10 protein-coding genes are annotated in these 11,164 nt (G+C 73.1%); 4 read left to right on the top strand and 6 right to left on the bottom strand.

Going from position 1 to position 11,164, the window contains the following annotated elements; genetic code table 11:
* Positions 1–105: 105 nt before the first annotated feature.
* The 4 genes from ACFYO8_RS29515 to ACFYO8_RS29500 form a co-directional block, all read right to left on the bottom strand.
* Positions 106–1,566 carry an ATP-binding protein gene (locus tag ACFYO8_RS29515; RefSeq protein ID WP_357710248.1) on the bottom strand — a complete coding sequence of 487 codons (1,461 nt, stop codon included), beginning with the start codon at positions 1,564–1,566 and terminating at the stop codon, positions 106–108.
* Positions 1,567–1,697: 131 nt separating this feature from the next.
* Complete coding sequence (locus ACFYO8_RS29510; protein WP_387257830.1) at positions 1,698–2,903, bottom strand: alanine--tRNA ligase-related protein; 1,206 nt, start codon at positions 2,901–2,903, stop codon at positions 1,698–1,700.
* Positions 2,904–3,184: 281 nt separating this feature from the next.
* The gene (locus ACFYO8_RS29505; protein WP_354873108.1) at positions 3,185–4,324 is read right to left on the bottom strand and encodes an acyl-CoA desaturase; all 1,140 of its coding nucleotides are present in this window, start codon (positions 4,322–4,324) and stop codon (positions 3,185–3,187) included.
* A 14-nt stretch (positions 4,325–4,338) separates the two neighbouring features.
* Positions 4,339–5,430: a ferredoxin reductase gene (locus ACFYO8_RS29500; RefSeq protein ID WP_354873106.1), complete on the bottom strand. Its 1,092-nt coding sequence runs from the start codon at positions 5,428–5,430 to the stop codon at positions 4,339–4,341.
* Positions 5,431–5,513: 83 nt separating this feature from the next.
* Between ACFYO8_RS29500 and ACFYO8_RS29495 the strand changes: the two genes are divergently transcribed.
* The 4 genes from ACFYO8_RS29495 (at position 5,514) to ACFYO8_RS29480 (ending at position 8,698) form a co-directional block, all read left to right on the top strand.
* Complete coding sequence (locus ACFYO8_RS29495) at positions 5,514–6,737, top strand: helix-turn-helix domain-containing protein (RefSeq protein ID WP_354873104.1); 1,224 nt, start codon at positions 5,514–5,516, stop codon at positions 6,735–6,737.
* Between the two features lie 109 nt (positions 6,738–6,846).
* Complete coding sequence (locus tag ACFYO8_RS29490; protein WP_354873102.1) at positions 6,847–7,851, top strand: Acg family FMN-binding oxidoreductase; 1,005 nt, start codon at positions 6,847–6,849, stop codon at positions 7,849–7,851.
* Between the two features lie 34 nt (positions 7,852–7,885).
* Positions 7,886–8,014, top strand: coding sequence for a hypothetical protein (locus ACFYO8_RS29485; RefSeq protein ID WP_354873100.1), 129 nt, complete (start codon positions 7,886–7,888; stop codon positions 8,012–8,014).
* A 522-nt stretch (positions 8,015–8,536) separates the two neighbouring features.
* Positions 8,537–8,698 carry a hypothetical protein gene (locus tag ACFYO8_RS29480; protein WP_357710257.1) on the top strand — a complete coding sequence of 54 codons (162 nt, stop codon included), beginning with the start codon at positions 8,537–8,539 and terminating at the stop codon, positions 8,696–8,698.
* Positions 8,699–8,731: 33 nt separating this feature from the next.
* On the opposite strand, the gene ACFYO8_RS29475 is transcribed toward ACFYO8_RS29480, so the two are convergent.
* Positions 8,732–8,992, bottom strand: coding sequence for a hypothetical protein (locus ACFYO8_RS29475; protein ID WP_354873098.1), 261 nt, complete (start codon positions 8,990–8,992; stop codon positions 8,732–8,734).
* Positions 8,993–9,011: 19 nt separating this feature from the next.
* Positions 9,012–10,796 carry an N-acetylglutaminylglutamine amidotransferase gene (locus ACFYO8_RS29470; protein WP_354873131.1) on the bottom strand — a complete coding sequence of 595 codons (1,785 nt, stop codon included), beginning with the start codon at positions 10,794–10,796 and terminating at the stop codon, positions 9,012–9,014.
* Between the last annotated feature and the right edge of the window lie 368 nt (positions 10,797–11,164).

The following is an 11,164-nucleotide window of genomic DNA, read 5'->3' as shown; positions in this document are numbered from 1 at the left end:
CCCCGTAGACACCCAATTCGTCTACGGCATCTGACCACCACACCCACCACGGCGGGACCCGGACACCACCGGGTCCCGCCATCACGGCAGGTGCGGCCGGCGACCTCAGCCGCGCCGCAACCCCGCGACGGCCTCCCGCATGTCGTCCTGGCCGATCGGAGCCGGCGGCGCACCCTCCGCCGCCTCCCGGAGCGCCTTGGCGAGTTGCACCCGCCGCAGCGCCTCGCGTAGGTCCGCGCCGGTCAGCCCGGCCGTGTCGGCGGCGAGCGCGGCCGGGTCGAGGTCGTCGGCGAACATCGTGAAGCCCGGCCGCTCGTACCGCTCGATCAGCTCGCGGACCATCTTGGTGAGGATCTCGACGCGTCCGGCCTCGTCCGGCGCCGGAATGGCGATCTTCAGGTCGAAGCGGCCGGAGCGGATCAGCGAGGCGTCCACGCGCTGCGGGAAGTTGGTCGTGGCCACCACGATGACGTCGGGGTTCTCCTCGAACAGCGTGTTCATCTCCTGCTTGAAGATGCCCGCGACGGCGTTGACGGCCTGGCTGGCCGCGTCGCCGCCGGCACCGGCGTAGCTGATGATCGAGTCGAACTCGTCGAACAGCATCACGGTGGGCCGCCGGTAGCGGCGTGCCTCCCGGAAGATCCGCTTGATGTTGCGTTCCGAGCCGCCGAGGTACTTGTCCAGGATCTCCGGGGTGCGGATCTCCACGAAGTCCGCGCCGATCTCGTTCGCCAGCGCCCGGGCCAGCATGGTCTTGCCGGTACCGGGCGGCCCGTACATCAGGATGCCCTGCGGCCGGCGCGCGCCCCAGCGGGCCATCGCCGCCGGGTGCCGGAACGACACCGCGACCTCGCGGAACCGCGCGACCACGTCGGACAGTCCGCCGACCTGGTCGAGGGTCACCGCCGCGCTGCGCGGCCCGGCCGCGGTCACCGGCCGCCGCACCACGAGGTACGTCCGTCCGCGCAGCACCGTCGGCTCGTCGCTGTCGCCGGACAACTCGCGTACGGCCTGGAGCAGCAGGCCGAGCATCGCCCGCAGATGCGCCGGCGCCACCTCGGCGCTGGGCACGTCGGCGCGGATGCGTACGGTGCCGTTGTCCTGGTCGACGCGGGGCCGCAGCCCGGCTTCCCGGGCCGTGCGCAGCACCTCCCGGCCGGCCTCGTCGCCCGGCGGCGCGGCGAGCGTGGCGACCGGTCGCGGCCAGATCCGCCGCCCGGCCTCCGCCGCGATCCGGCCCACCGCGGCGGCCGGGCCGTCGCCGCCGCGGGCGGCCAGCCGCTCGGCGAGAAGCACGCCGACCGGCCCGGCCAGCCCGAGGGCGAGCAGGCCCGCCGGGGTGCTCTCCACCCGCAGGTACGCCTCGAAGCGGTGCACCGGCTGCCCAACTGCGACGTCGGCGCGCACGGAGCAGCGCATCTCCCGCACCGGGGCCGGGAAGTCGCCGTCGACCAGCAAATCCACCGGCCCGTCGACGGCGGCGGCGAGCAGCCCGGCCGCGTCGGCGATGCGCACCTCGGCGCCGAGCAGCGGCACCGTCTCCTCGTCCGGCCGTACCTCGGTCATCGGCTGCCCTCTCCTCGCGGCGGCGTCCGCTTCCCTCGCGTGGCGTCCGCCTCCGAGTCTGGCACCGGCCCGGCCGGGCGGCCACCGCTCAGCCGCCGCCGCTCACCCGGCCGCCGCTACCACGCCGCCGCTCAGCCGGCCTCGGCGAGCAGACCGTCGACCAGGTCACGGGGCAGCCCGTGGGTGTCGTGCAGCCAGTGGTAGTCGCGCTCGGTCAGCGGTCCACGCGCCCGTACCCGGTCGACGAGCGGCCGTCCGCGTCGCAGCAGCCCCCGGAAACGGCGTTCCTCGTCCACAAGTGTCGCCCGCAGCGAGCCGACGTCGACCGGCTGCCCGCCGGGCTGCGTGCCCGGTCCGAGCGTCTGGCGGAAGCGGTGCAGCGTGTCCGCGTACAGCTCGGGTGGCAGCTCGTCCAGGCTGCGCGCCGGGTCGTCGCGCCACAGCACGGTGAGCGCGCGGCGCAGCAGCCGCCGCAGCACGTACCCGCGGCCGGTGTTGCCGGGGCGTACCCCGTCACCGAGCACGACCACCGCGGACCGCAGGTGGTCGGAGACCACGCGCAGGTCCTCATCGCGCAGGTCCCACCGGTCCCCCACCTCGGCCACCCACCGGCGCAGCCCGTCGCCGGTGAACACGGAGCGGTCGCCGCGCAGCACCATCTCCAGCCGTTCCAGGCCCATGCCGGTGTCGATGCTGGAGTGCGGCAACGGCGTGAGCCGGCCGTCGGGGTGCCTGTGGTAGCGCATCTGCACGTGGTTCCACACCTCGACCCAGCGCACGTCGGTGCTGGGCGTGCCGGTGGGCGGGCCGTCGCCGGTCCACACGAAGATCTCCGAGTCCGGTCCGCACGGGCCGGTCGGGCCGTTGGACCACCAGTTGTCCTCGCCCAGCGCCTCCACCGGCACGCCGAGCCCGGTCCAGGTGTCCCGCGCGGTGTCGTCCGGCCCTTCACCGCTGCCGCCGCCGAAGACCGTGGCGTGCAGCCTCTCCACCGGGATGCCGAACCCGCCGGTGAGCAGGTCGAAGCCCCAGCGCAGGCTGGTCGCGATGTCGTAGTCGCCGAGCGACCACGAGCCGAGCATCTGGAACACGGTCAGGTGGGTGTCGTCGCCGACCTCGTCCAGGTCCGTGGTGCGCAGGCACCGCTGCACGTTCGCCAGTCGCCGTCCGCCCGGGTGCGGGCGCCCCAGCAGGTACGGCGTGAGCGGGTGCATGCCGGACGTGGTGAACAGCACCGGGTCGCCGGGTGGCGGAACGAGTGAACTCTCCGGCGCAAACTGGTGGCCGTGCCGGTGGTAGTGGTCGAGGAATGTCTGGGTGATGTCGTCGGGTGTCACGGCGGGGTGCCTTCCGGGTACGGGTGACCGGACGGCCCGCCGCGCGCGTTTCACGGCGTCGACACGACGACGCCGGCGGACCGTTTCCGGTCGCCGGCGTGGGTGTGGGGCAGGTCAGGCGGCGGCAACCGGCGAGCGGGAAGCTCGCGCGGCCGCGGCGGTGGTGCTGCGCCTGTTCTGCATACCGCCCACCGTAGTCCCGTCAGTGCGTTCCGGGCCACCGCATTTCCCGGTCGGGTGCCGGCCGGTGGAAGTCCACCGGCCGGCACCGGACGGGTGGGTCAGGCCGTGCCGGAGGAGGCCAGCGCGGCCGGGGCGACCGGCTGGCGGCTGTCGTTGCGGTTGGGCAGCGACAGGCGGATGACCTTCCACCAGGCGGAGGCGACCTGCTTGGGCAGCGGGCCCGTGGTGTAGTGCAGGCCGTACCTGTCGAACAGCGCCCGCACCTGCGGGGCGATCTCCTGGTAGCGGTTGCTGGGCAGGTCGGGGAAGAGGTGGTGCTCGATCTGGTACGACAGATTCCCGGTCATGATGTGCAGCAGCCGGCTGCCGCTGATGTTGGCCGAGCCGAGCATCTGCCGCAGGTACCACTCGCCGCGCGTCTCGCCCTCGATGGAGGTCTTCTCGAACGTCTCCACGCCGTTGGGGAAGTGTCCGCACATGATCACCGAGTGGCTCCACACGTTGCGCAGGAGGTTCGCGGTGAACGTGGCGGCGAGCGTGGTCAGGAACGACGGGCCGGACAGCAGCGGGTGCACCACGTAGTCCTTGAGCACCTGGCGGCGGATCTTGCGGCCGACCGCCTTGGCCTTGGCCCGGAACTTCGGGTCCTTGAGGTTGCGCTGCTTGAGGTGGTCGCCCAGCTCCATGTCGTACGCGGCGATGCCGTACTCGAAGAACGCGGCGTTGAGCAGGTTCCACAGCGGCTGCCCGAGGTGCATCGGGTGCCAGGGCTGGTCCTCGTCGACGCGCATGATGCCGTAGCCGAGGTCGTTGTCCTTGCCGACGACGTTTGTGTAGCGGTGGTGCAGCTCGTTGTGCGACTGCTTCCACTGGTCGGCCGGGGAGACGTGGTCCCACTCCCAGGTGGTGGAGTGGATCTTCGGGTCGCGCATCCAGTCCCACTGGCCGTGCAGGACGTTGTGCCCGATCTCCATGTTCTCCAGGATCTTGGCGACCGTGAGACCGGCCGTGCCGACGATCCAGGCCGGCGGGAACAGCGAGAACAGCAGCACCGCCCGACTGCTCATCTCCAGTGTCCGCTGGGTCTTGACCACCTTGCGGATGTAGCGGGCGTCCCGCTCCCCCCGGTCGGCGAGTACCCGGTCCCGGATCGCGTCCAGTTCCTTGCCGATGATCTCGATGTCCTCGGCGCTCAAGTGGGCGATCGGGTTGACGGCTTTCCTCTGGATGACGGTCACGTGGGTGGCTCCTGTCAGATATCGATGTCGCAGGTACCGGCGGCGGCGGACACGCACGTCTGCACGAGCACGCCGTCCCCCGGTACGGCAGTGGTGATGTCGCCGTTGCGCAGGTCGCGGACGGCGCCCTGGCGCAGCGGCACGACGCAGCCGAAGCAGATGCCCATCCGGCACCCGGAAGGCATCAGCACTCCGGCGTTCTCCCCCGCGTCGAGCAGGGTGGTGGACCCGTCGGACTCGACGGTCACGCCCGCTCCGGTGAAGGTCACGGTTCCTCCCTCGCCCGTCGTGATCACCGTCGGGCGGAACCGTTCGGTGTGCAACCGCTCGACGAGGCCGTTCGAGGACCAGTACCCCTCAACGGCGTCGAGCATGCCGATGGGTCCGCAGGCCCATGCCTCCCGGTCGAGGTGATCGGGCACCAGCCCGGTCAGTTCGGCGACGTCGAGCAGGCCGTCGGTGTCGGTGTGCCGCTCGATCAGCCGCAGCGCGCCGCGTTCGGCGAGCGCGCGCAGTTCCGCGCCGAAGATGACGTCGTCGCGGGTGGGCGCCGAGTGCACGAGCACCACGTCGGCCCGGTCGGCCAGCCCGGAGCGCAGCATCCCCATGACCGGGGTGATGCCGCTGCCGGCGGTCAGGAACAGGACGCGCTCGGGCGGCGCGGCGGGAAGGACGAACTCGCCCTGGGCCTGGTCGAGGTGCACGATGGTGCCGGGCCGGAGCCGGCGGACGAGATGGTTGCTGACCTTGCCGTCCGGGATGGCCTTCACGGTGACGGAGATCCGGCCGTCGGCGGCGTCCGGCGGCGAGGTGATCGAGTACGCGCGCCACTGGCGGACCCCGTCGACGTCCACGCCGAGGCGGATGTACTGGCCGGGCCGGTGGCCCTGCCAGGCACGACCGGGCTGGATCACCAGCGTGGCCGCGTCCCGGGTCTCCGGGCGGACGGCGACGATCCGGCCGCGCAGCGGGGCGCCGGCGCGAAGGGGGGCGATCAGGTCGAGGTAGTCCTCGGGCAGCACCGGCGTGGTGACCGTCTCGGCCAGCCGCAGCAGCCTGTCCCGGAAGGTGACCTTCTGAGCGCGGCGGGGGGCAGTTGTGGCCATATGACCAGCGTGACCGCCAGATCGCATAACATCTTGACCGACAAAGGTGAAAAAGTCGCGGGTTTTTGTTCGGAGGGAACAACATGACCTTGGAGGCCGGTGCGGGGCCGCGTGCCGCCCACCTCAATCTCGACGCCGGGATGGCCGAGACGCTACGCGCCCGGCTACCGACGGTCGCCGAGCGGACCGTCTCCGCGATCACCGCCGAGGTGCCGGACTACTCCGGCGCGCTCACCGGCGCCATGCGGGCGAAGATCGAAAACGCGGTACGCATCGCACTGGGAACGTTCCTCCAGCTCATCGAGGGTACCCAGGCGTTCGACCCGAGCACTCCCCTGGCCCCGGCGCTGGAGGCCGCGTACGCGCTGGGCAGCGGCGAGGCCCGCTCGGGGCGCAGCATGGACGCGCTGCTGGCGGCGTACCGGGTGGGCGCCCGGGTGGCCTGGCGCGAGGTGTCCACCACGACGGTACGCAGCGGGCTGGCCGCCGCGACGGTGGCCGAGTTCGCCGAGTTGATGTTCGCCTACATCGACGAGTTGTCAGCCGCGAGCGTGGCCGGGCACACCGACGAGCTGGCCAGCGCGGGCCGGATGCGCCGCCGCAGCCTGGAACGGCTCACTCAGCAGTTGCTGGCCGGTGAGCCGGAGGAGTCGCTGCGGCGCAGCGCCGAACGCGCCGACTGGCCGCCACCGCAGACGCTCACAGTGGTGCTGCTGCCCCGCCGACACCTGCGCGCGGTGCTGGCGCTGCTCAGCCCGTACACGTTGGAGAGCGGCGAGGACCTGCCCGGCATGAACCCGGTCGAGGAGTTGGCCGTACTGCTGGTGCCGGACATGCACGGCGGCCGGCGCCGCCAGCTCACCCGGCTGCTGCGCGGGCACCGGGCGGTGCTCGGCCCGGCCCGGCCCTGGCACCGGGTCGCCGCGTCGTACCAGCGGGCCACTCGGGCGCTCGCGCTCGACCTCGGCGAGCCGGACGCCGGACCTGTCGACACCGAGCGCCACCTGGCTACGCTGCTGCTCAGCATGGATCCGGAGACCCTGGCCGACCTGCGCGCGCAGGCCCTCGCGCCGCTGGCCGCGCTGCCGCCGGCCACCGCGCACCGGCTGGCGGAGACGCTGCGGTCGTGGCTGCTGCACCAGGGACGCCGCGAGGAGGTGGCCGCCGACCTGTTCGTGCACCCGCAGACCGTCCGGTACCGGATGGGCAAGCTCCGCGAGTTGTTCGGCGACCGGCTGCACGATCCCGCCACGGTCCTCGACCTCACCATCGCCCTGGCCGTACCCCCGGAGCCGGACGACGCCTGACGCGACGCCGGGAGGGCGCACGGCCCGGCACGGCCGTGACCTCCGGCCCTGTCCGCTCGCGACGGCGGCGGGCAGGGTCGGAAGGGGACGAGCAACCAGGAGGGCCGCCATGAACAGCTCATCGACCCGCATCGACCAGGACCCGAGGGTACGGGTGCTGGAGGCGGCCGCCCGGCAGTCCCTGCACGCCCCGTCGGTGTTCAACACCCAGCCCTGGTGCTGGCGGGTCACCGGTGACACGCTGGAGCTGCGCGTCGAGGCGGACCGGCAGCTCGCCCACACCGACCCGGACGGACGGCTGCTCATGCTGAGCTGCGGCGCCGCCCTGCACCACGCGCGTGTGTCGCTGACGGCGGTCGGCTGGGCGGCCACCGTCGAGCGGCTGCCCGATCCGGCCGACCCGTCGCTGCTGGCCCGGCTGCGTACCACCGGCCCGGCCGACCTGGACGTGCCGGCGGGTCGCCTGGTCGAGGCGATTCCGCGTCGCCGCACCGACCGCCGGGCGTACGGGGACCGGCCGGTGCCGGAGGCCGTGCTGGCCCGGCTCGGGGACGCCGTCGAGGCCGAGGGCGCGCACCTGCACGTGGTGCGGCCGGACCAGATGCCGATGCTGGCCGTGTCCACCGGACGCGCCGCCGACGCGGAGCTGGCCGACCCCGCGTACCGCCAGGAGCTGCACGACTGGACCCACCGCCCGGCGGGCAGCGGCGACGGGGTGCCCGCCGCCACCGCCGTGCGCCCGTCCCCGCGACGGGTGCCGCTGCGCGACTACGCCCCGGGCGGGGCGGCCGGGCTCAGCGCGGGCGCGGACTTCGACCGGGGCGCGGCGTACCTGATCCTGTTCGGCGACTCCGACGAGCCGTCCGCCTGGCTGCGGGGCGGCGAGGCGCTGTCGGCGCTGCTGCTCACCGCCACCGCCGAGGGGCTGGCGAGCGCGCCGCTCAGCGACGCCGTGGAGCTGGCGTGGCCGCGCCGGATGATGCGCGAGCTGCTGGCCGGCATCGGTGACCCGTACCTGGTGGTGCGTGTCGGATGGGGTCCGGACGCGGAGCTGCCGCCGGCGCCGCGCCGCGCGCCGGCCGACGTGATCGAGGTGGTGGACCAGCTGCGGTGACCCGGTGCGGCCGGTTGCGTCGTAGCCTCGACGGGTGTGGAAACCCGACCCGGCCGCGCGTGAGTCGCTGACCCGGGCGCTGGGCCTGCACGCCGTGGTCCGGCACCCCGCCGTGGTCCGGCCCGAGCTGGTACGCGAACGCCACCACCACCGGCGGCAGTGACCGGACCGGCCTGGCCCGCTTCCAGTTTCCTGGAGGAGCTGACCCGGGCGCTTCGATCGACGAGCGCACCACGGTCCATGCGCTGGGTCGTACGCTGCACCACTGTGGCCGATCTGGTCCGCGACTGGCGAGCCACGCACCGTCACGTCGCCCTCGATCCGGCAGTGAGTCACAGAGGGTGACTGCTGGCCGCCAGGCGGAATGGACCGATTTCGGAATCACACGCTCCCTACCAGCGGCGATGCTAGGCCGGGCGGCGGCCACACCCACACCCCTGCGCGCCCTTTGCTCTGCAGCCTCATACGCGGCGATGGCCGTGCGTCACCGCTGCGCCGACGGATGCAGAGCAAAGGGCGCGCGGTGCGCCTGCCGCGGGCAGCTTCGCCACTACAGGGGGTGACGGGTAGGGCCGGCAGAGGTCGGGGTGCCGGGCTTCGAGGGCGGCGACGGCGACGTCATGACGGCGTATCGAGTCCCACCGCTGAAGAGCCGGGCAGGTGAGTACGGCCGTCGGGCGGAAACGTGCTCCCGGCGCCCGTCCGGCACATAGCGTGGGACGAGGGGCGGCCTGCCCGGGGCGCCGGTGAGCGGAGGGAGAACGCGGTGACGGAGCCGGAGGAGGAGCAGGAGAAGACCAGCAAGACCGATCGGGTGCTGTTCTCACCCGACGGCGACCAGCAGTGAGCGCGCCGTCCCGCCCGGGCTCGTGAGGCCAAGTCAGACCGGCGGAATGCCGGAGCGGCCGATGTCCGACATGTCGTCGCCGATCTCGGTCCGGGTGCCGGCCACCGGACCGGCGCCCGCCTCGGTGTGGTCCTCCACGCAGGCATCGCCCAGGCCGTGCATCAGCTCCCCGACGACGGCGAGCGCCGAGCCCTTGTCCGGGCTGGGCGTGCCGGTGGCGAGCACCTGCCCGTCGCCGCCGACCACGGTGAATCCCACGCTGCCGTCGGCCCCGCTCTCGATGACGAACTTCACAGTGCTCCTCCCGCCCCGCTCAGCTCACGCCGTGCGTCTGCAACCACAGCTCCAGCAGGCCCAACTGCCACAGCTTGTTGCTGCCGGCGGCGGCCTGGGCCCGGTCCGGCTCGGCCAGCAGTTCCTCGACGTACGCCCGGCGGAACAGCCCGCGCCGGCGCGCTTCGGGCGCACTCAGCGCCTCGACCACCAACTCTCGCACGGGCCCGTCGACGTTGCGCAGCGCCGGCACCGGGAAGTAGCCCTTCGGCCGGTCGATGACCTCGGCGGGGAGCACCTCCCGCGCCACCTCCTTGAGCACGCCCTTGCCGCCCTTGGCCAGCTTGTGCTCGGGCGGGCACGCGGCGGCGAGCGTGACGAGGTCCTGGTCGAGGAAGGGCGTGCGCACCTCCAGTCCCCACGCCATGCTCATGCTGTCCACCCGCTTGACCGGGTCGTCGGGCAGCATCAGGTGCGTGTCCAGGCGCAGCACCGCGTCCACGGCGGTCTGCGCGCCGGGCGCGGCCAGGTCGGCGGCGACCAGTTCGCCGCTGGCGTCGCCGTCGCAGGCGTACGCCGGTTCGACCACCTCGGTCAGCTCGGCGTGGTCACGGTCGAAGAACGCGGCGGTGAACTCGGCCGTCGCGTCCTCGCGCGCCGAGCCGGCCAGCCGGTGGTGGTAGCCGTATCCGGCGAACACCTCGTCGGCGCCCTGGCCGGACTGCGCCACCTTCACATGCTTGGCGACCTGCTCGGAGAGCAGGTGGAACGCCACCACGTCGTGGCTGCCCATCGGCTCGGTCATGGCCGTGACGGTGGCGCGTACGGCCGGGCCGAGGTCGCCGTCGGCGAGCCGGATGCGGTGGTGGTCGGTGCCGAACGTGCGGGCGACCAGGTCGGAGAAGTGGAACTCGTCGCCGGTCTCGTCGCCGCGGCTGTCGAAGCCGATGCTGAACGTCTGGAGGTGGTGCTGTCCGGCGTCGTCGAGCAGCGCCACGATCATGCTGGAGTCGAGGCCCCCGGAGAGCAGCACGCCGACCGGCACGTCGGCGACCAACCGGCGGCGTACGGCGGCGCGCAGCGCGTCCCCGACGGCGGCCCGCCAGTCGGCGGCGTCCATGCCAGCGTGGGCCGGGTCGCGCCGGTACTCGGGCCGCCAGTAGACGCGCTCGCGGCTGCGCCCGTCGGCCTCGATCACCCGGACCGTGGCCGGCGGCAGCTTGCGGATCCCGCGCAGGATCGTGCGCGGCGCCGGCACGATCGAGTGCCAGGACAGGTAGTGGTGCAGCGCGACAGGGTCGATGCCGGTGTCCACGTCGCCGCCGGCCAGCAGCGCCGGCAGCGTGGAGGCGAACCGGAGCCGGCCGGGCGACTCGGCGAGGTAGAGCGGTTTGATGCCCAGCCGGTCGCGGGCCAGCACGAGGCGGCGCCGCCGCCGGTCCACCAGCGCCACCGCGAACATGCCGACCAGGCGGTCGACGAACCGCTCCCCCCATTGCGCGTACGCGACCAGGATCACCTCGGTGTCGCTGGTGCTGTGGAACGTGTGCCCTGCCGCGCGCAGCTCGTCGCGCAGCTCCGGGTAGTTGTAGACGCAGCCGTTGAAGACCAGGGCCAGGGCGAGGTCGTCGCGGACCATTGGCTGGGCGCCGGCCTCGGAGAGGTCGATCACGGTGAGCCGGCGGTGCCCGAGGGTGATCCAGCCGTCGCTCCACGCACCCTCGCCGTCCGGGCCGCGTGAGCGCATGGCGGCGGTCATCCGGGCCACCGCGGCGGCGTCGGGGACGGCCCCGTCGAATCTCGCCTCACCGCTGATCCCGCACATCTCAGCGCCCGCCGGTCGGTCGAGGAGCACCCACCACGCCAACCTCCCGCCGCGTCGTCTCCCGGGCGGTCCGCCGGGTACGGCGACTACCCGGCCTGTGGCGTAGGAAACCCGGATGGGCGGTTGCCGAGCCGGGCCCGGCGAGGCGTCGTACGGTGGCGGTACGGGCCATGTCCCCGGGCGGTCCGGCCACGGGACGTGGCCAGGATCAACGACGCCTGCCAGGAGGACGTGTGTTCGCCAATTCCGAGGAACTCCTGCGATACCTCGCCGACGAGGACGTGAAGTTCGTCGACGTACGTTTCTGTGACCTGCCCGGCGTGATGCAGCACTTCAACCTGCCGGTCGAGTCGTTCGACGACAGCGTG

Source organism: Micromonospora sp. NPDC005257, from assembly GCF_042872445.1.
Taxonomy (GTDB): Bacteria; Actinomycetota; Actinomycetes; order Mycobacteriales; family Micromonosporaceae; genus Micromonospora.
Note: the sequence above shows the minus strand (reverse complement) of the source record. Positions and strands in the feature narration are given on the sequence as shown.

Bases quoted from the DNA above. Each gene is read 5' to 3' on its own strand.
- ACFYO8_RS29490 (WP_354873102.1), top strand. From the start codon at position 6,847: ATGAACAGCTCATCGACCCGCATCGACCAGGACCCGAGGGTACGGGTG.
- ACFYO8_RS29500 (WP_354873106.1), bottom strand. From the start codon at position 5,430: ATGGCCACAACTGCCCCCCGCCGCGCTCAGAAGGTCACCTTCCGGGAC.
- ACFYO8_RS29515 (WP_357710248.1), bottom strand. From the start codon at position 1,566: ATGACCGAGGTACGGCCGGACGAGGAGACGGTGCCGCTGCTCGGCGCC.
- ACFYO8_RS29470 (WP_354873131.1), bottom strand. From the start codon at position 10,796: ATGTGCGGGATCAGCGGTGAGGCGAGATTCGACGGGGCCGTCCCCGAC.
- ACFYO8_RS29495 (WP_354873104.1), top strand. From the start codon at position 5,514: ATGACCTTGGAGGCCGGTGCGGGGCCGCGTGCCGCCCACCTCAATCTC.